The sequence below is a fragment of the Pseudoalteromonas sp. THAF3 genome, assembly GCF_009363775.1.
Lineage (GTDB): Bacteria > Pseudomonadota > Gammaproteobacteria > Enterobacterales > Alteromonadaceae > Pseudoalteromonas > Pseudoalteromonas ruthenica.
Genome location: NZ_CP045418.1, coordinates 2,292,886 through 2,312,544 on the forward strand (window position 1 = coordinate 2,292,886; position 19,659 = coordinate 2,312,544).

Genomic DNA, 19,659 nt, shown 5'->3' on the forward strand with positions numbered 1-19,659 from the left:
ATGAAAAGCTCTGTTTAACCACCGAGCTTAATACGAATACCCGCATTGACGGTAAAACCATCATTACGAGACCATATATCGGTTGTCCATCGGCCGCTTGGTGCACGCTCGGGTAAAACTAACGGATCCGTTTTTGTTTGCCGCACATTGAGAAGGTTCTCAGCATTGACGAAATAGCTCACTTTACCCAAAGTAATTTGTCCCAATAACCCAAGATGCCAATAGGCCTCACTTTTACTGCGATAGGGGTTATCTTGCAAATGCTGTGTGCCAGTGTAATAAGCCTCAAAACCGACAATATGGCTACCGTGCTCTTCCCACATCAACACAGCACCTGCCATGTGCCGTGGCGTTAACGTTAGTGGTACGCGCGTACCTGATGCCTGATCTTTGCTAGCATCGGTGTATAAATAGCTGCCGGTCAGTTTCAAATCACGCCAGCGATAACGCAGCAACAACTCCGCGCCTCGGATTTCACTTTGCCCAGGGGTGTTCACAATTCGTACTTGTTTATTTGTATTTATGTTTTGTGGTTCGATCACTTCAAGCTCTGTGACATTGTCAACATTCGACGAAAACAGAGTAACGCCACTTTCGATGCGACCAGCCGTATAGGTTAAATCTAACGCTGCCGTTTCTGCATGCTCTTCTTGCAGCCCCTGCAGTGGCTCTAAACGCGATAGCCCAGCTTCTTCAATATCTTCAATAAATGGTGTTGGAGCGAAAAAACCTTGTCCATATGACCCTCTTAAAGTCCAATTCTCAGGCCTGTAAAGCACAGATACCCGAGGGCTAAATTGCGTGCCATATTCGTTATGCCAATCTGCACGAGCGCTTAATGAAAAAGAAATATCGTCGCTAGCCTCGTAGTCTAACTGCGAAAATAACCCCGGTACTTGATAGGAGTAGTCAAACTCTGAAAATTGCACAGAGCTAAACTTTTCAACTTGATGTGCCACCCCTACCAGCCAAGCAGCTTTGTCTGTATACCCCGAGACGCTACTCTCTAGTAAATAGCTTTCGTGCGTATCGTCTTCGTTACTCTCTGCGTATTGATGGTCATGATCTTGATACATGGCCGAAGCGCGGATATTGAGGTTGTAGACATCAGCGAATGGCTGATCAAACACTAGCCCTGAGTCTAACCTGGTCGTGTCTTGACGCTGAGTAAAGGTACTACCATCGGGTGTGGTAGCACCTTCACGCGTGCCCCCATCACGTTGTTCGGTCATAGCCCCAACCGTGGCGTATAAATTAGCTCCGTTATCACTTTGCCAATACAAACGAGGGCGCACGGTAGCACGCTCATACCCAGCCATATCTAACCAGCCATCGTCATCAAGATCTTGCTGATGTTGACGATGAACACCCGCCGTAAGTGAAGCGCTCATCGTTTGCGACACAGGTGAGGCGATATAAGAGGTGATATCTTGACCATCTTTAGATGTTGCATTCATGAGTACCTCTGCTTCGAACTCATCATTGGGCGTACGCGAGATAAGGTTAATCACCCCACCCAAGGCTGAACCACCATACAAAGAGGATGCCGACCCTTTTATAATTTCTACATTGGCTAAATCAGTAGGAGGAATTTGTAGCAGGCCAATTGATGTGCTCTGCCCTCCATACAGTGGTAAACCATCACTGAGTAACTGCGTGTAGCGGCCATACAAACTTTGCAGGCGGATATTCGCACTGCCCAATGCCGGAGATGTGTTTTGTACACGTACTCCCCCTGTTTCCGCAACCAGCATTGAGATGTTTCCTGGCCGCATAATGGCTTTTTCTTGTATCTCTTCTGCGCTAATCACCTCGGTGCGTGTCGCTGATTCAGTAACTATGCGCCCTAGGCGAGATGCCGTTACTTGTATTCTTTCAACTTTCTTATTGTTGTGTTGGTGGTGATGCTCTTCACTACCCTGAGCTAGGGCTAGAAATGGCGAGACCAGCACAGCCGCTGCGGTTATTTTGGAAAAATTAGAATTCATTTTTACCTCTAAAATAGAATGCAAAGCCTCATGACTATAAGGCGTGTATTTATTAATACTGACGGGAAACGAAATTCCCAATTTGCGTTATCTGCGGGTAAAAATGGGAGGACGATATGGGATAAATGTAACTGGCCTTGGCGCAATAAATTTAAAAGCGCTTGCCCTAGTGCGATATTTAATTAAGCGAAGGTCATTAAGGTAAGTGGGTAAGTAGAGAGCAAATAGACAGCTGTTAATTGGACAGACACATTCAATATCACAGCACTCTACCTCACAACAATCATCCTCACTGCTACCGTCAGATATAATGACGGAATTCAGCGCCGAGTGCTCATTTGACAAGTGTTGGGAGTCGAAAAGGTCATTGGGCCATAACGAATTACTGCTAGCCAAAGACTGCCCTGTAAACACAGTCACAATGACAATAATGAGTATATTTGGTAGCACTTTAACCATCGCCGTCTTCGATTACAGTCCGATACTTAGTGTATAAGTTTTGCCGTTTAGTTGAAATACCCTACCCCGGATTACCCTAGTATCGAATACAAAGCGACGACAAACGCAAAGTAGCAAACTCTTTGCGGCCATAAAAAAGGCCACCCGCTAAGGGTGGCCTTTTACTATCTCTAATTCTCAGGGATTAGCCTTCTTGCAGCTCTGCCTCAACCTTATCAAAGGTATCTGTCAGTGCTTCGCTAGGCTCTTTAGTCGCCAGCGATACTGCAACAATAGCGATACTCGCAAGAATAAAGCCTGGGACGATTTCATACATCCAGTCGCTTAGTGACTGGCCATCAATCGTAACAGGCGCGTAAATCCAGAATAGCACCGTAGCCGCACCAACAATCATACCTGCAAGCGCGCCTGGAAGGTTCATACGGCGCCAATACAAGCTAAATAATACTAGCGGACCGAACGCCGCACCAAAACCGGCCCAAGCGTTACTCACCAACGATAAAATCGAGCTATCGCGGTCATATGCAAGGTAGATGGCACACAGTGCAACCAGTAGCACGCTGATGCGACCCACGAGCACAAGCTCTTTTTCTGAGGCATCACGTTTGATGTAAATCTTGTAGAAGTCTTCTGTCAGCGAGCTGGAACTCACTAATAGCTGCGAGGAAATGGTACTCATGATAGCCGCTAAGATAGCTGCTAATAAGAATCCAGCCACCAGTGGGTGGAATAGCAATTGAGATAAAATGAGGAAAATGGTTTCCGCATCTTCAACGGTAATACCTTTCTCATAGCTATAAGCAGCACCGCATAAACCTGTTGCCACTGCACCTACCGCAGCAACAATCATCCACGACATACCAATACGGCGCATAACGCGAATATCTTTCAAACCACGAACTGACATAAAGCGTACGATGATATGGGGCTGACCGAAGTAACCCAGACCCCACGCCATAGCCGAAATAATTCCTAGTACTGAGCCGGTCCCCACCCACTCAAGCATATCCGGATTTACCTGTTCAAGCGTGGCAGGTAGAGGCTGCTCAAGTAAGGTATAGGTAACAAAAGGCACGATAATGAGCGCTAAGAACATAATGCAGCCTTGCACAAAGTCAGTTAGGCTCACAGCTAAAAAGCCGCCAAATAAGGTATACAATACGACCACGCCGGTGGTCACATATAAGCCCATTTCATAGGATAAACCGAACGAGCTTTCAAACAGTTTACCGCCAGCGACAACGCCTGAAGAGGTATACAAGGTGAAAAACACGATGATCACCACCGCAGACACCACGCGCAGCGCGTTTTTGGAATCGTTAAAACGGTTAGCAAAGTAATCAGGAATGGTTATCGCATCATTGGCCCGCTCGGTATATACACGTAAGCGCGGCGCTACTAATAGGTAGTTAGCCCAAGCACCAATCACCAATCCTATGGCAATCCAGGTAGCACTAAAGCCAGTTAAGAACATAGCACCAGGCAAGCCCATCAATATCCAACCGCTCATGTCAGAAGCACCTGCAGAAAGCGCTGCTACACTGGGTCTAAGATTACGCCCACCTAACATGTACCCTGATACATCATCCGTTGATTTCTTGTATGCATACAGACCGATGCCGAGCATAACGATGAAATACAGAGCAAGAGAAATTATCGTACCTACTTCCAATTTAGCCTCCAACTTAGCGCTGAGCTTCACCCCAAAAGCCGCACGAAGCACAGATTGGGCGAAGAATGTTGTTATTATTACTTAGGCGCGTTGACCTTTGCTGCCTGTTTTTGCAGCAAAGGTCAGCATACCCTAACGACGTTGCAGTGCATTTTTATCACAACGTACGCTCACACCACTATAGCATGGCCCTGACCCGCAACTCCAATTAGTGCGATATCCATACTTATGTATTAAATATTTGATACATATGATGGTTTCAACGTCACATTTACGCACTTAGCTCACAAAAAAGTATAATTATTAATGAAAACAACCTAGATTTTTCATATATTGTTAAGCAATTAGCAACGTATTTTTGGAAGTGCCAATAAATGAATTTTTACGCTGCGCGTCAGCCCATTCTGGATAGAGAGAAAACACTGGTCGGCTACGAACTGTTGTTCCGCGATGGCTTAGCCAATGTGTTCCCACAAATCAATGGTGATGAAGCCACCTCTAAGCTTATCGAAGGGAGTCAGTTTACCTTTGGCCTTGAAGAGCTAACCGACAACAAGCCGGCTTATATCAACTTTACTTTAGAAACGCTCAGTAAAGGGTATGCCACCATGATGGGCACTGACGAAATTGTCGTTGAAATACTCGAGACCGTGCAACCTGGCAAACGTCTGCTAGCCCTTGTACAGGACCTGAAAGAGCAAGGCTATACCATTGCCCTTGATGACTATAAACATCAAAACGTCTGGCGTCACTTCTTCCCTTTTATCGATATTATTAAAATCGATTACTTGGAAACCAACGAACAAGAAATACAAGAAGTGGTCGCGGCGATTAAAGGCTTTGACAACATCAAGCTGTTGGCTGAGAAGGTAGAAACTTATGAGCAGTATCAGCACGCGCTCGACCTTGGTTTTAGCTACTTCCAAGGCTTCTTCTTCTCTAAGCCTGAGATGGTACAAAGTAAGGCATTGCCGCCCTCGGAGTTGACGCTTGCCGAGTTGCTATACGAAACATCAACCAGTGAAATGGATTTGGAAAAAGTCACTAAGGTGTTTGAACGCGACGTTAACCTCTCTTACAAGTTGTTGCGCTATTCCAATTCCGCCATGTTTAAACGCCGCGCTGAGGTATCCACCATTAAGCAAGCGCTCGTGGTGCTCGGTGCCAAAGAGATTAAAAAGTTTTTATCGCTGCTGTTCACCGCGCAACTGTCTTCAGACAAACCTGCCGAACTGATGCGTTTATCCCTTACCCGCGCCCGTTTTGCCGAGGTATTAGCAGAGCAGCACCAAAATGCAGGTGACCCAGGACGTGCATTCTTAACCGGCATGATGTCTCTGTTAGACGCGATTTTAGACCAAGATATGGCAGCGGTTGTTGAACGTTTGCCTTTGGCCAATGATATAAAAGCGGCGCTGCGCGACAACGAAGGCGTACTTGCGGGCTATATCACCTTGGTAAAATATTATGAGCACGCCCAGTGGCAACAAGCTAACGCAACAGTAGAAGAAATGAAACTGGATGCCAACAAAGTGCCCGATGCCTACCATGAGGCAATTCATTGGGCTAACGAGCAAATGCAAGCCATTATGTAATAATTGAAAAAGCCGGCGAATTGCCGGCTTTTTTATTATTCGCTGTTTGCGCTAATCGACTAGAGGTTCTCCAAAAAGTCATCATCGTAGTCTTGCGCTTCAGGCTCTTCCTCTATAGGAGGATTACCGTCATGTAGCTCATACAACTGGCGCTGGTAGTATATATCTTTCATAAAGGTATAAGGGTCCAGCGATTCATTTAGCAAGCTCTCTTGGGGGATCAATGAAGCTCGCGCCTCCACGGCCTTCAAAGCAAACACTAAAATAGTTTGCGGTGTGGTCAGAGCGATTTCAGGCAATACCACATTATCAACAATATCGCCGGTTACGTTACGTGCGGTGCTCGGCCCCATTCCTGGGATCATCACATAGGCTCCATCACCTACTCCCCAAACCCCTAAGGTTTGACCAAAGTCCTCATCAACATACTCCAACCCAAGGGATGAAGCCACGTCAAATAATCCCCCTATACCTACTGTGGTATTGACTAAAAAGCGCGCAATACTTATGCCGGTGTGATCCGCTTTGCCTTGCAGTGCTGCGTTAATAGCATCGGTTGGCGCGCTAATATTGTCGGTAAAGTTCACCACCGAACGACGAACAGGCGCTGGTGTTACTTCCACATAACCCACTGCAACTGGACGCAAAATGTAAGCATCCAACACATCCATATTAAAGTCATACAATGGTCGGTTCAGGCTTTGTAGCGGATCGCGCGGATCCTCTTTTTCTGGAGGAACCTGGGCACAGGCACTGAGTACTAACGCCACAAGCGTTATAAAAGTCTTCTTTAACATGTCACTTCCTACTGAATCAAAGTGTCGATAAGCACGTCCACTTGCTTCTGTTGCTGCTGGTCAATCACACCAGACTGTCCTTGTAATTCGCCGCTGGCAATGGCGACATCACCATCTTTGGAGATACGAGCGATGATTTGCACTTGCTCAAATTGAGCCAGTGTTAATTCCGCCATCATCGCATCCGCTTGCGATAATGTCACCGTCATTGGCAATGAAAATTCAGAAAAACGCTTTACTGCCAGAGGCATAGGTGGCCCGGAAGCAGCTTTAGCATAGACAAACAAAATCGCTTGATGGGGGATGCGGTCTTTAACTTTATCGGCCAGCGCGACAGCAACCGTTATTTCCTCGCCGGAGCTTTGCTGTGATTGGCTAATGCGTTGCTCGATTTCATCGATGCGCTGCGCCACCATGGCATAACGCGGGTCGTCTTGACGCATGGACGATAAAATAAGCTCAAAGGCACTTTTTGCTTCAAGCCAATCTTGGCGCTCGTAGGCTATCAGCGCCAACATGGAAATCGCATCCATGTTTTGTGGCTGCTGCTGCAACACTTGCGAGAGTAACTTTGCTGCCTGCGTCATACTGCTGTCGTTACCCCGTACCAACAGCGCTTGTGCGTAGCTGACTTTAGCGCCTAAGTTGTCTGGGTCCATGGCCAATACTTTATCAAAAGCTTGAGTGGCCATTTCAAACTCATCCAGAGTCATAGCAACGCGTCCTAACATCAGCCAGGCAACGGCATCATCGCCATCTTGTGCCAAGCGGGTGCGAAGCCCGAGTAATAACGCTTGTCGCTCGTTGGCCGACAATGGTTCACCTTTGCCCATCACCGCACGCTCACCTAACTCAGGCAGTTGTTCAATAGCCTGCTCCCAGCTCTTTAGCTGCTGATAACTGCCAGTAAAGTAGTAAAACACGCCACTGAGGACCATCACAAAGAGCACCCCTGTTAGCGCCAAAATACGGTTATTACCTCGGCCATGTAACTGTTGCTCAGGTGATAAATCATTCAGCAAACGACGCTTCAGCTCAACCATGGACTCGTCAAAACTGCTTTGTGAGATGCGCTCCATGGCGAGTTCGTCTGCAAGCTCTTGCTGACGTTGATTGAAGATGTCGATACGCTGCGCATTCACGCCTGAATTACTCTGTGCCTGAAAACGTCGAAAAAACGGCCAGCAGACAAACGCTAAAGCAATAATAATCAGGGCAGCAAAGCCCCCCCACATAGTAAGCATTACGCTGACTCCTTACGCTGATATTGCTTGATAAGTTGCTGCAGTTTTTGCTCATCGGCCGCTGACCAACTTGCTTTTTGCGCCGCTTTCTTTTGCCGTAAAACAATAAAAGCGAAGCCTGCAATAACGATCAGCCCTGGCAAAATCCATAATAAGATGGTCGCTGGAGTGACTGGCGGCTGATAGTGCACAAAGTAACCGTAACGATCGATCATATAATCAATCACTTGGTCTTTATTTTGACCCTCTTTAACGAGCTCTTCGACTTTATCCCGTAAATCTTTGGCCACCACGGCATCAGAGTCAGCGATGTTTTGATTTTGGCACTTGGGACAGCGTAGCTCTTTGGTTAGCTCTGAAAACAGCTGGGCTTGGTCGTCATTAGCAAAATCGTACTTTTCCTCCACAGCAAGTGCTGGCAGCGCCAACATCAGTACTATGGCTAATAGTAAATATCTCATTGCGCCTCCTGCATTAAGGGTGCGAACTTAGCGCGCCACACACGTTGGTTAATGTCGCCGGTATGATGCACAAGCACTTTCCCCTCGCTATTAATTAGGAAGGTTTCGGGCGCACCTGAAACGCCTAAATCAAGAAGAAATTGGCGATCTAGATCAAGCATGTTGAATTGATATGGGTCGCCTGCTCGGGCCAACATATCACGCACTTCTTGCTGCAAAGCAGCGAGGTTAAATTGACCGTCAAAATCAGGGTCGTAGCCTTGTTCATAATACAAACCAACAATACTAACTCCCTGCTCGCGTAACTCGGTCAAATAACCCAGCTCCGCCAAGCAGGTAGGACACCAAGTGCCCCAAACGTTGAGTAAATAGGTTTGCCCTTGCAGGTCGGCATTGGTCCAGCGTTTATCTGGATCCATGAGATCAGGCAAGTCAAAGGCCGGCAAAGGCTGATTCACGCGACCGCTTTGTAATTCGCGCGGATCCGAAAAAAGGCCTTTGAGTAAAAACCCGCATAACAGCACAAAAACTAATAACGGCGTAATCACTATCCACTTTTTACTCATGACTGACCTTCCTTACGCACGCGACGGCGATAGCGTCTATCGAACAACACAACAAACCCAGCTAAGGAGATTAATATCCCACCTAGCCACATTACCCGCACATAAGGTTTATGATACAAGCGTAAAGACCATGCGTTACCGCTTAATTGCTCACCAAGGGCCAGGTATAAGTCGCGGGTAAAACCTGGGTCAACCGCAGCTTCGGTCATAAACTGCATGCCGATGTCATAGCGGCGTTTTTCTGCATGTAATACGGCTTCCACCTCATCGCCATCAAACACAGTGACAACGCCAGCGTGACCACTGTAATTGGGGCCGCGAATGGCTTTAACACCATCAAAACGGAATTCATAGCCACCTAAGGCAACTTGCTCACCGGGCTCAACGCGCACGTCTCGTTCGGTGGAATAAGCCGATGTTAGGGTGACCGAGATCACGACTAAGGCAAGACCGACATGGCCAAGCAGCATCGCCCAATAGCTCAAACCGAGACGCTTAATGCCAGTGGCCACACTGTTTGCTTGTGACACTTTTAACAACAGGTCTTGGGCGCTCATGATTAACACCCACACTCCAAGGCCGGTGGCCAGTAGCGTTAAGGCACTGACGTTATCGAAGCTGCTATACAGCCACACTGGTGTCGCGATCAGTGTCAGGACTAACCCGAGGCCATACTTACGAGCCACTTGGCTAAACTTATTCTGCTTCCAGCGTAGCAGCGGTGCGGCACCTAATAGCAAGGCAAAAGGCACGATTAAATAACTGAACATCTGATTGAAGAACGGTTCACCGATGGAAATAGAGCCAAGGCCGAGCTCCTTGTGCACCATAGGGAGCAACGTGCCAAGCAGGACAATAAGGGTTGCCACCACCAGTAAAATATTGTTTAGCCACAGTGCGACTTCACGGGAGAATAGGCTATAACGCCCCTCACTTTGTACCTGCCCTGCACGCAGAGCATACAGCAACAAGCCGCCACCGACGACGATGGCTAAAAACGCCAAAATAAACATACCGCGATCTGGGTCTGACGCGAACGCGTGCACCGAGACGATGATCCCTGAACGTACGATAAAGGTACCTAGTAAACTCAGCGAGAACGCTGCGATGGCCAATAGCACAGTCCATGACTTAAAGATGCCGCGTTTTTCCGTGGTCGCCAAAGAGTGCAATAATGCGGTGGCCACCAGCCACGGCATCAGTGAGGCGTTTTCTACTGGATCCCAGAACCACCAGCCCCCCCAGCCAAGTTCAGCATAAGCCCACCAGCTACCGATAGTGATACCGAGAGTCAAAAAGCCCCAGGCAGCCATCGTCCAAGGACGAGACCACTTGGCCCACAAATTATCTAGTTGACCGGTCAACAGTGCGGCAATGGCAAATGAGAAAGAGACAGATAAACCCACATAGCCCATATACAGCAATGGCGGGTGAATAATCATGCCAGGGTCTTGCAGCAAAGGATTAAGATCGCGCCCTTCTACTGGAAAGTAAGGTAATAAGCGTTCAAACGGGCTCGACATCAATAAGGTATAAAGCATAAAGCCAACCGCTAAGAACCCAAGTACGCCGAGCACCCGGGCGCGCAGCGGCCATGGTAACGATTTAGACATCAGCGCCACTGCGGCTGTCCACCCCGCTTGCATGACCAGCCATAATAAAATAGCGCCTTCATGGCCACCCCAAGTCGAGGTTATTTTGTAATACCAAGGTAGCGTGCTACTGGAGTGGTAAGCAACGTAGGCGACGGTAAAGTCATCGGTGACACTGGCGTAAATAAGAGCCGCGAAAGAGAGCAGAACAAAAATGAATTGGCCCACAGCCAAAGAAGGAGCTGCACGCATTAACCTGAGATTACCGGTATGCGCGCCCCACAAAGGAAATATAAACAACAGTACACACAGCACCATTGCTAAGGTTAGGGAAAAGTACCCGAGCTCTGGAATCATAATTTAGTTGCCGTAATTGCTATTGTATTTAGGTTTCTCGTGTTTGATACCCTTCACCGCTTCTGCCACTTCCTCTGGCATGTACTCTTCATCGTGCTTGGCGAGTACCTCAAATGCCTCAACCACATCGGTCTGCACTAAGGTGCCCTGGGCTACGATGCCTTGGCCTTCACGGAATAAGTCCGGCAAGATGCCTTTGTAACGGATGGTGACCATAGGGCCACTGTCAATCAGTTTAAACTCTACAAATAGCGAGTTTTCGTCGCGCTTAACTGAGCCTGGCACCACCATGCCGCCAATCCGTAGTTTTTGGCCAATACTGGGTTTTTCCAAATCTTTACCCTTGCCTTCAATCAGCTCACTGGGGGTATAGAAAAGGTTAATGTTCTCTTGCAACGCATACAGAGTAAGCCCCACCGCCGATGATAAACCGAGCAATAAGGCAATAATGGTGATTAAGCGTTTTTTGCGTCTTGGGTTCATAGTGACGACTCCTGCTGCGAGCGTTTCGCCCTCTCAATACGTTGCTCTCGTGCGCTTTGAGCGGCAACCTGCTTGAGCACGTTACGTTTCTCTAATAGCGAGGTCACTAAAAGCGCAATCAAAATAAATGCACAGCTGCCGAAGGAAAGCCATACATAAAAGCCATACCCACCCATGGCGAGAAATTCAGAAAAACTATTAAACTCCATGTTTTGCTCCTGTGGCGAGTGCTCTCACCCACGGTCGATGTTGTTCACTTTTTAACAGCTCCGTTTTCAAACGGATCAACGTTGCCCAGCCTAAAAAACCAGCAAAAGCGACAATATTAACCATTAACGGCCAAAACATACTTGGGTCGATGGCAGAGGTATCAAATTTGGTAATGGTTGAGCCCTGATGCAGGGTATTCCACCACTCCACTGAGAAGTGAATAATGGGTAAGTTGACCACTCCGACAAGGGCCAAAATAGACGCTGCCTTGCCTCCAGCACGTTTGTCTTCAAAGGCATGGTACAAAGACAAGACCCCTAGGTATAAAAACAACAGGATGAGCTCTGAGGTTAAGCGTGCATCCCATACCCACCAAGTACCCCACATAGGTTTACCCCACGCGGCGCCGGTCAATAATGCGATCACCGTCATTGCCGCCCCCACCGGGGCTATAGCAATCACCGCCAGTTGGGCATTGCGAATTTGCCATACTAACGCGACGATGGCGGCAATGGCCATCGACGAATAAGCCCCCATCGACCAAATAGCCGACGGTACATGAATGAAGATAATGCGATAGCTGTCTTTTTGTTGGTAATCGGCCGGCGCATAAGCCAACCCCCAAACCCAACCTAAGATCATGCATATCACGGTAACCACTGCAAAAAACGGCAACAGTGTGTTACACAGCGTGTAGGCCCGCTCGGCCTTGGCATAGGGATGTAACCACTTCCACATACTAGTTAATACTCACTTTCAATGCTGATGAAACGGCAATAGGCGCAAGCACAATGGCGACGGTAAGAAATGCACCTAAGATTGCGAGCTGACCGCCATAAGCCAACGACATGCTGGCTGTATCAATGGCGGAAGTCGCAAAAATCAATACGGGAATGTACAGCGGTAAGACCAACAAACTGAGTAACACTCCCCCTTTTTGCAAACCCACGGTTAACCCCGCGCCGATCGCCCCGATCAAGCTTAATAATGGAGTACCGATAAGCAACGTTAACAACGTTGCGTTGAGGGCCTGCATTTCTAAATTCATTAGTAATGCGAACAGTGGCGTTAATAACACCATTGGCAAGCCTGTAATGGTCCAATGCGCTGCAATTTTTGCCGACACACTGAGCGACAAAGGAAATGGCGACAATAATAACTGCTCCAAAGTACCATCTAGGTAATCATCTCGGAACATTTTATCCAGACCCAACATCGTCGCTAGTAAAGCAGCGACCCAAATAATACCCGGCGCCATGCGTGCCAATAAGTTTGGCTCAGGACCCACGCCAAGTGGGAACAGTGTAATCACGATTAAGAAAAACAGCAGCGGATTAACAATATCGCTGCGCTGGCGAAAGGCAAGACGCACATCTTTTTTATATACGCTGGCCCAAACTCGCCAGTAGGAGTGCTGCTGAATCATTAAATGCGATACTCCAACTGCAACTTACTGAGGTGAGAAAAGTGCGCGGTCAAGTCTTGGTGACTGGTGAGTAAAATCGCCCCTTGTTGGGCTAAATGCTGAGCGAAACGCTGTTGCAATAATGCCACGCCTTTTTTATCTACGGCAGTGAATGGCTCATCTAAAAACCACAGTTTGGCATCATTGAGCCACAACCGAGCCAAGGCGACACGGCGCTGTTGGCCAGCTGATAATTGCCGCACCGGAACATCTTCTAGTCCTACTAAGCCAAGATTGCTCAACACGTCATAAATATTGAGGTCGGTTTTCAGTCCGTGAGTATCAAGCCAGAACTGACAATTTTCTAATGCATTTAACTGTGTGTTTACACCCGTTTTATGGCCAATAAACAACACTTGTTGCGCATAGTTTTCGTAGTCACGGCGAATACACTTTTGCATAAAGCGCACTTGCCCTTGCATAGGCTCTGAAAAGCCCGCCAAAATGCGCAATAAAGAGGTTTTCCCAGCCCCATTAGGCCCCTCTAACTGCATGATCTCCCCAGCGTTTATTGAAAAGCTAAGGTCTTCAAACAGGCATCGCTCTTGCTTAATGCAAGTGACTGCGTCAACGTGTAACACGAACAGACATTCTCAGTGCTTAAAATTGGGCGATAGTCTACCATAATGCTATGCTAATGCGAAAAATTGCGGGCAAAACTTTGATCTTGTTTCGGGGGTAATATGTCGGGCCCATCTGCCCCTTTAATTCATCACACACAAACGCTGAGCATCGCTGGCGATACGCAGCAGGCTAGGACACTCACGCTGCCCACTGAGCAGCCCTTGGCGGTTAAAAATGTTCATATCAGCGCTGACAAAGCAACAATGCAAGTTCAGCTGCAAGGTCAATGGCGGACCCTCGAAGTTCCCTTGCAATCACCGCCAAAGGGGCCGCTACCATTGACTATTGAGCAAGGCACCGTGCAACTTAATGCTCAAGGACAACTGCAATTAACGCCCAGCAAAACCTCGCTGCCGCTTAGCTCCGCTCAGGATATAATGCGTTTGCTTGGCGCAGCTTTAACCAATGGTCAGGGCCAAGTTGTGAGCCCAACGCGTTTGGCACTAACAGTGCAATTAACTGACAAAGCAGCGTTATCAATACCGGCGCTTAATGCCAGTTTGCATCTAAATAAATCCAGTGCCGAGATAATTAACGCTCAGCCATCGCCGACATCCTTGGTCGTTCAGTTAGTGAAAGGAAAGATACAGGCCCACTTACCGCTTAGTGGAGGGAGCCAATTACCACTGCCGATGAGCCAACAAAAGCTCGTTGCCATGCTGCTAAAGACACCGATGAACTTGCAGTTGCTACCACGTCCCGATGGTAAGCATGCTCAGCTCAACCTGGTCGGTGGCCAAGCGAATAAAGCCATATTGACCTTGCCGATAAACCGAACCGTATCGGCTCAACTGCCAACTCAGGGCCTCACAACAAGCCTGGGGGGGGCGCTAACATCACCTGCGTTACAACTCAAACTGCAATTGCCGCGTATTGACTTACACGTTGCCCGCCCACAAGTGATTGTGGGCACTCAAAGCACCGCCACTGCCTCCTCGGCAACACAGCAACTCGGTGATATGCCGGTAACAGACAACAAAGCAAGCACCTCGTTATGGCAGCATGCTAAGCAACAATTACAGTCTTGGCAGCAAGGGCGAAGTGCGCCAAGTATCAATTCACTCGCAAGTGCTCAGCAGTTATTACAAAGTACTGCAAAGCCACTGCTTAGTACGGTGCTATTTGATACGCCGAAAAAGCTTGAACCGGTGTCTCTCAGCGCCTTTAATGGCGCGGCAAAACACAACGCCATGGGGCAACCATTAAGCCCGAGCGTTGAGGTGAGCGCCTTGCTTAATACCCTTCGCAGTCAGTCGCCGCTATTAGCATTAACCGCACAGATGCAGCATACGGTAAAAGCAACCTTGGTGTCTGGGGCTGCTACAGAAACGGTATCAGGGGCACAACAAGTACTCTCCTTGCCTCTCAGCAAGGCGTTAATGGCACCATTAATAAAGCCTTATACAGCACAGCATAGCTTGACCCATCACCTTGCCAATCTAGACACTCTGGTGCAAAACGCGCCTAAAGAGCTACAGCAACTCGTCAATCAAGCTTTCAGTAAAATGGTTGGACCGCATACCCCGGCAGCCAACACAGTCAATCAGTTGCAAGCCCAATTGCAGCCTTGGTCACAGCCTGTTAGCCAATACCGTGCAAGCGTCACAGCTCAAATCGATACTCTTTTGCTATCACTGTTGGGCGCTCAGAGCCTGCAACAGCTGCCAAGCACGATGGCGACTCACAGCCAAAGCGCCTTGATGCCACTGATAAACCTACTTTTAGCACAAACACCGCAAGCGCCAGCTTCTACTGCTGAGCAAATATTGCAACAGCTGCAAAGTGCGGGGGCGCAAGCATTAGGCGGCGATTTGGCAGCCATTAAACAAAGTATGACGCCCCAGTCCAGCGCTCCACAATTAACAACGCAGCAAGATTCTAACCCTTTGGTACAGCTGTTTTTACCTATGCGTTTGCCACCCGAGGCAGGACAAACGCAGCTAAGTATTGGTCGCTACAAAGAAAAGAGCCAACAAGGCAAGGGCGAAGACGTGTGGTTTGTGCGTATGCAATTTGACTACCCTAAATTGGGCGAGCTCAGTGTGCAGGCGCACTTGTGTAAGCAAACCCTCAATTGTGAACTTCGCGCCAGCTCACAGGCTTTGCACCACCTTGCCAACGAACACAGTGAAACACTAAGACGCAAGCTGCAAAGTCACGGCCTCGGCGTTGCGCCCATTAAGGTTGAGCAGGTGAGTGAACAACAAGTACAACAGTGGCGGCAGTTTTATCGCCGTCATAGTATCGTTAATTTAAAGGTGTAGTATGACAGCATCAACCCAACGCAGTGCCATTGGATTACTCTACGAGCATGGCAGTGCGCCAACCGTATCGAGCAAAGGGTTTGGCGAGTTAGCCGAGCACATTATCGAAGCAGCACAAGAACAAGGCATTTTAATTCACCAAGATGCTGATTTAGCGAAGACCTTAGAAAAGCTCGATCAGGGCCAAGAAATCCCCAAAGAGCTTTATTATGTGATTGCTGAGCTTATTGCCTTTTCCTATGTATTACGTGGTAAGTTTCCACCTGGGTGGCAGAACTTTAGCAATAAGCTCAATGTGAAAGCTTAATTTTTCTGATGCAGTGAAAACAGTAACTCAGCTTCTGCCCGAGGTAGCTCACATTCGCTCATCACTTCTTCCATGGGCGCACCTAGCTCAATCATTTTTACTGCTCGAGAGTAAATTCGTGCTTGCGGGTCTGCTTCACGAATAGTGTCTTGTTGTTGCGCCACTTCTTCGGTGCGCTGTTGAATTTGGCCAATACGGTTGCTCATATTTGCCAATGCTGTGCGCAACTCACTGACCTCCGCACGCAAAATTTGCGTTTGTGATGACGACTGTTTTTCAGTGTCCATATTTTGTCGCAGTGCCCGCATTTGCCGCGCTAATTGCGACGTACGTAACCACAACACTATTACTAAAACCGCCAGCAATAACACTATGCTAGCGGCTATCATATACAGCAGATTCGGGTCTTTCATTACTTAGATATTACTTAACTCGTCCCACTCTTCGTCACTGAGTAGTTTGTTTAGATCCACCAAAATCAGTAACTCACCGTCACGGTTTGAGACCCCTTGGATAAACTTAGCACTCTCTTCTGTGCCAATGTTGGGCGCACTGTCGATTTCAGAGCTGCGCAGGTACACCACCTCAGCGACCGAGTCGACCAAAATACCAATAACCTGCTTTTCCGCTTCGATAATCACAATACGAGAGTTGTCAGTGACTTCAGCGTCAACTAACCCAAAGCGTGAACGGGTATCAATCACGGTAACCACGTTGCCTCGCAAGTTAATAATACCCAGGACATAACTGGGTGCACCGGGCACGGGCGCAATCTCGGTATAACGAAGTACTTCTTGTACCTGCATCACATTGATACCATAGGTTTCTTCCTCTAACCGGAAGGTGACCCATTGCAGTACCTCATCACTGCTGTCTACATCTTTCGCTGATACTATTCTTTCTTCGCTCATACTTAGCTCCATAACGCCGTCTGTCATGAATCGGCCTTGGTTACCAATTAGTTTGTGCCTGATTACTCAGCCTGACTGTCTAACCCTTGCTCTAAAAGCAGTTGCAGGTTATCCACATCAATTAAAGCACACATTTTTTCTTTTATAACCCCAGCAAGCCACGGACGCTTACCATGGCTTTGTCGCCACTTTACGTCTTCACTTTTCAAGGTTACGTTGTTGATCAAATTCTCAGCGGCTAATCCCCACTGAGATTCTCCAAGCATTATCACATACTTATAGTTTAATGCCTGTTCCAAGTTTTTGTCATATTTTTCTGGCATTACCCAGCGGGCGGTGTCCACAAGGCTGACTTTTTCATCGCGGTTTAACATCACCCCTTTAAACCAAGGTGGTTTCCCGAATAATTGGTTTACTTCACCAATCTGGTGAATACCACCGAGAGATTTCAGAGGCACTGCTAGTAGCAAACCAGCCACGTCAAAAAACAGCGCCTGAAATTCGCCCTGCATATATTCTTCTCGCGCCGCCTGTGGCGCGCGCAGCTTAGTGCCTGAGGATGCAGGTTTTGCCTTATTAATTGCCCGAGCAATATCCTCAACGTGCGTGCTGGATTGCTGTTGCTGTTGCTGTTGCTGTTGCTGTTGCTGTTGCTGTTGCTGTTGCTGTTGCTGTTGCTGTTGCTGTTGCTGTTGCTGTTGCTGTTGCTGTTGCTGTTGCTGTTGCTGTTGCTCGCGAGCCTGTGCTTGCTGCTCTGCCTGCGCAAGTAACTTTTCAAGTGGCTCAAGTTTATTTGCCTGAGGGGATTCAGTGATGACCGGCTTAGCTACCCGCCTAGGCTCTGCTTCTTCTTTAAGTAGCGCGCTGAGGTACTCCTTCATCACCTTTTCATTAGGACCACTCATGCATCCACCTGCTTGTTTTGCAAATAGTCTAAGAGCGCACGGTAGGCTTGTACGCCTCGCGCCTTAGCACAGTGCTTACTAGGCACCTGCTGCGCAAGGCTGGCATCGCGAAACTTGGTATCAATGGGGATCACACCCGGCCAAACACTGTCATGATACGTAGCGCGCAGTTTTTTGTATGCATCCAAAGAGGCATTGGTGCGCTTATCATACATAGTCGCGACCACCGTGTATTGATAGCTATAGGTTTGTGCACTTTGCTGCATCAGCTCCATCGTGCGCATCATGCGATCTAGTCCTTTGAGCGCAAGAAACTCAGTTTGCACAGGTATGAGCACGCGCTCGCTTGCTGCCAACGCGTTCACCATTAACACCCCAAGTACTGGCGGGCAATCGAGAATGGCATAGTCATAATGCTCGCTGATTTTCGCTAATACCTTTTTAAGTATTAACCCCATGCCGTTTTTATTACCCATGCTTCTATCAAGCGTGGCGATGGCCATGGTAGCCGGCAGAATATCAATATTTTCGACACCGGATGGACACAGCGATTGCAGTATTTCCTCACTCGCCATATTTTTACCGCGAGTGAAAACATCGTAAGCACTCACTTCGATGGCCTCTGAATCAATACCAAAATAGTAGGTAAGCGACGCGTGAGGGTCGGTATCAATTAATAAGACACGCTTTCCTTGTTCAGCCAATAGACCGCCTAAAGACACCGTTGTGGTGGTTTTTCCCACCCCGCCTTTTTGGTTCGCGACCGTCCATACCTTCATTATTGCTGTTCCTCATTGCGCGTCGTAATACGAATACCGCCATGGGGTAGTTGTATTATTTTTATTGTATTGTCAGTGCTTGGCAGCTCTTGCTCCACTGCGGGCTCAACTGATTCAACGGCACTGTCTTGTTGGGGGGCCTCTTGCCGTGGCAAGGCAAACTTTGAAATTGCGATGACCACTTTACGATTTTGCGCCCGCCCTTGGGCAGTATCATTGTCAGCAAAAGGGGTGTACTGCCCATACCCTTCCAACGCCATTCGCGCAGGGTTTATGCCCAGGGTTTGCAACTCTTTGACTACGGCCGCTGCACGTGCCGCTGATAACTGCCAATTGGAGCGAAACATTTCGTTATTGATACTGCGGTCATCGGTATAGCCACGCACACGCAAGTAATTGCGCATTGGCGAAATAATCTCAGCAATACGAGCCACCACTTGTTCGGCGTGATTCGTCACTGTGGCGCTGGCGCTCGGAAAAAGCAGCCCCGAACTCATCTCAATAGTAAGCCAGTTCTCATTCAGTTGGAGCTGTGCATCACCTTGGCGAATTTCATTAAGCAAAGTGCCAGTTAACTTATCTAACAAAGTTTCTAAAGGCTCTCCGAGCTCTTTTTGCTCGATAAGACTCACGTCTGCTTGCTCTGGAATCAACTTTGAGCCACGAATAGGCTCTTTGACAATACTCTCACCTTCTAACACATTGTCATTGACGGGCAGTGGTTGTTGCAACACACCGTCCCCTGTGGATTGCTGCTGCTCAGTTAATATGGGTTGAGTCACTTGGGTAGCACGGTCAAAAAATTGCTCCAAAGTCTGCGAGAAAATAGCAAACTCTTCGTCTTTTTTATTGATAGCAATCGCGTACATGACCACGAACAAGGCGAACATAATGGTCATATAGTCAGCGTAAGAAACGAGCCAACGGTGGGTGTGTTGCGACTCCTTTACATGACCTCGGCGGTGACGAATGCGCATCAT

The 19,659-nt window shown here is 48.1% G+C and carries 20 protein-coding genes; 3 read left to right on the forward strand and 17 right to left on the reverse strand.

Features of this window, described 5'->3' with window-relative positions:
- Nucleotides 1-14: 14 nt before the first annotated feature.
- Both FIU82_RS10680 and putP read right to left on the reverse strand, forming a co-directional pair.
- Nucleotides 15-1,988 carry a TonB-dependent siderophore receptor gene (locus tag FIU82_RS10680; RefSeq protein ID WP_152441051.1) on the reverse strand — a complete coding sequence of 658 codons (1,974 nt, stop codon included), beginning with the start codon at nt 1,986-1,988 and terminating at the stop codon, nt 15-17.
- Between the two features lie 643 nt (nt 1,989-2,631).
- On the reverse strand, nt 2,632-4,119 hold the full coding sequence (putP, locus tag FIU82_RS10685) for a sodium/proline symporter PutP (protein ID WP_053911206.1): 1,488 nt from the start codon (nt 4,117-4,119) through the stop codon (nt 2,632-2,634).
- A gap of 374 nt (nt 4,120-4,493) precedes the next feature.
- On the opposite strand from putP, the gene FIU82_RS10690 reads away from it, so the two are divergent.
- Nucleotides 4,494-5,714, forward strand: coding sequence for an EAL and HDOD domain-containing protein (locus FIU82_RS10690; RefSeq protein WP_022944761.1), 1,221 nt, complete (start codon nt 4,494-4,496; stop codon nt 5,712-5,714).
- A gap of 59 nt (nt 5,715-5,773) precedes the next feature.
- Here the strand turns inward: FIU82_RS10690 and FIU82_RS10695 are convergent, their stop codons facing one another.
- From FIU82_RS10695 to ccmA, 10 genes are read right to left on the reverse strand one after another with little or no spacing between them, the layout of a single operon-like run.
- Nucleotides 5,774-6,511, reverse strand: coding sequence for a VacJ family lipoprotein (locus FIU82_RS10695; RefSeq protein ID WP_045979859.1), 738 nt, complete (start codon nt 6,509-6,511; stop codon nt 5,774-5,776).
- Nucleotides 6,512-6,519: 8 nt separating this feature from the next.
- Nucleotides 6,520-7,755, reverse strand: a complete 1,236-nt coding sequence (gene ccmI, locus FIU82_RS10700; RefSeq protein ID WP_152441052.1) for a c-type cytochrome biogenesis protein CcmI — start codon at nt 7,753-7,755, stop codon at nt 6,520-6,522.
- Nucleotides 7,755-8,216 (reverse strand): cytochrome c-type biogenesis protein, encoded by a 462-nt coding sequence (locus FIU82_RS10705; RefSeq protein WP_152441053.1) that lies wholly within the window; start codon nt 8,214-8,216, stop codon nt 7,755-7,757. Before FIU82_RS10705 ends, ccmI begins: the two co-directional genes overlap by 1 nt.
- Nucleotides 8,213-8,782, reverse strand: coding sequence for a redoxin family protein (locus tag FIU82_RS10710; RefSeq protein ID WP_045979862.1), 570 nt, complete (start codon nt 8,780-8,782; stop codon nt 8,213-8,215). The genes FIU82_RS10705 and FIU82_RS10710 overlap by 4 nt, the downstream gene beginning before the upstream one ends.
- A complete protein-coding gene (locus tag FIU82_RS10715) occupies nt 8,779-10,731 on the reverse strand; it encodes a heme lyase CcmF/NrfE family subunit (protein ID WP_138547556.1) in 1,953 nt (650 codons plus the stop codon). Before FIU82_RS10715 ends, FIU82_RS10710 begins: the two co-directional genes overlap by 4 nt.
- A gap of 3 nt (nt 10,732-10,734) precedes the next feature.
- On the reverse strand, nt 10,735-11,214 hold the full coding sequence (gene ccmE / locus FIU82_RS10720) for a cytochrome c maturation protein CcmE (RefSeq protein WP_022944767.1): 480 nt from the start codon (nt 11,212-11,214) through the stop codon (nt 10,735-10,737).
- A complete protein-coding gene (gene ccmD / locus FIU82_RS10725; protein WP_022944768.1) occupies nt 11,211-11,423 on the reverse strand; it encodes a heme exporter protein CcmD in 213 nt (70 codons plus the stop codon). The genes ccmE and ccmD overlap by 4 nt, the downstream gene beginning before the upstream one ends.
- On the reverse strand, nt 11,413-12,162 hold the full coding sequence (locus FIU82_RS10730; protein ID WP_022944769.1) for a heme ABC transporter permease: 750 nt from the start codon (nt 12,160-12,162) through the stop codon (nt 11,413-11,415). Before FIU82_RS10730 ends, ccmD begins: the two co-directional genes overlap by 11 nt.
- Before the next feature lies 1 nt (nt 12,163).
- A complete protein-coding gene (ccmB, locus tag FIU82_RS10735; RefSeq protein ID WP_022944770.1) occupies nt 12,164-12,850 on the reverse strand; it encodes a heme exporter protein CcmB in 687 nt (228 codons plus the stop codon).
- Nucleotides 12,850-13,470, reverse strand: coding sequence for a cytochrome c biogenesis heme-transporting ATPase CcmA (ccmA, locus tag FIU82_RS10740; protein ID WP_081604405.1), 621 nt, complete (start codon nt 13,468-13,470; stop codon nt 12,850-12,852). Before ccmA ends, ccmB begins: the two co-directional genes overlap by 1 nt.
- 102 nt (nt 13,471-13,572) lie before the next feature.
- On the opposite strand from ccmA, the gene FIU82_RS10745 reads away from it, so the two are divergent.
- Together FIU82_RS10745 and FIU82_RS10750 are read left to right on the forward strand one after the other, a co-directional pair.
- Entirely contained in the window at nt 13,573-15,777 is a 2,205-nt protein-coding gene (locus tag FIU82_RS10745) for a flagellar hook-length control protein FliK (RefSeq protein WP_152441054.1), read from the forward strand.
- Between the two features lies 1 nt (nt 15,778).
- A complete protein-coding gene (locus tag FIU82_RS10750; RefSeq protein WP_022944773.1) occupies nt 15,779-16,084 on the forward strand; it encodes an EscU/YscU/HrcU family type III secretion system export apparatus switch protein in 306 nt (101 codons plus the stop codon).
- Here the strand turns inward: FIU82_RS10750 and FIU82_RS10755 are convergent.
- The 5 genes from FIU82_RS10755 to FIU82_RS10775 all read right to left on the reverse strand — a co-directional run bounded on the left by FIU82_RS10755 (nt 16,081) and on the right by FIU82_RS10775 (nt 19,659).
- Nucleotides 16,081-16,497 carry a DUF2802 domain-containing protein gene (locus FIU82_RS10755; RefSeq protein WP_071209406.1) on the reverse strand — a complete coding sequence of 139 codons (417 nt, stop codon included), beginning with the start codon at nt 16,495-16,497 and terminating at the stop codon, nt 16,081-16,083. The genes FIU82_RS10750 and FIU82_RS10755 overlap by 4 nt on opposite strands.
- 3 nt (nt 16,498-16,500) lie before the next feature.
- Nucleotides 16,501-16,995 (reverse strand): chemotaxis protein CheW, encoded by a 495-nt coding sequence (locus FIU82_RS10760; RefSeq protein ID WP_022944775.1) that lies wholly within the window; start codon nt 16,993-16,995, stop codon nt 16,501-16,503.
- Between the two features lie 62 nt (nt 16,996-17,057).
- On the reverse strand, nt 17,058-17,900 hold the full coding sequence (locus FIU82_RS10765; RefSeq protein ID WP_152441055.1) for a chemotaxis protein CheW: 843 nt from the start codon (nt 17,898-17,900) through the stop codon (nt 17,058-17,060).
- A complete protein-coding gene (locus FIU82_RS10770; protein ID WP_022946899.1) occupies nt 17,897-18,679 on the reverse strand; it encodes a ParA family protein in 783 nt (260 codons plus the stop codon). The genes FIU82_RS10765 and FIU82_RS10770 overlap by 4 nt, the downstream gene beginning before the upstream one ends.
- Nucleotides 18,679-19,659, reverse strand: a complete 981-nt coding sequence (locus tag FIU82_RS10775; protein WP_152441056.1) for an OmpA family protein — start codon at nt 19,657-19,659, stop codon at nt 18,679-18,681. Before FIU82_RS10775 ends, FIU82_RS10770 begins: the two co-directional genes overlap by 1 nt.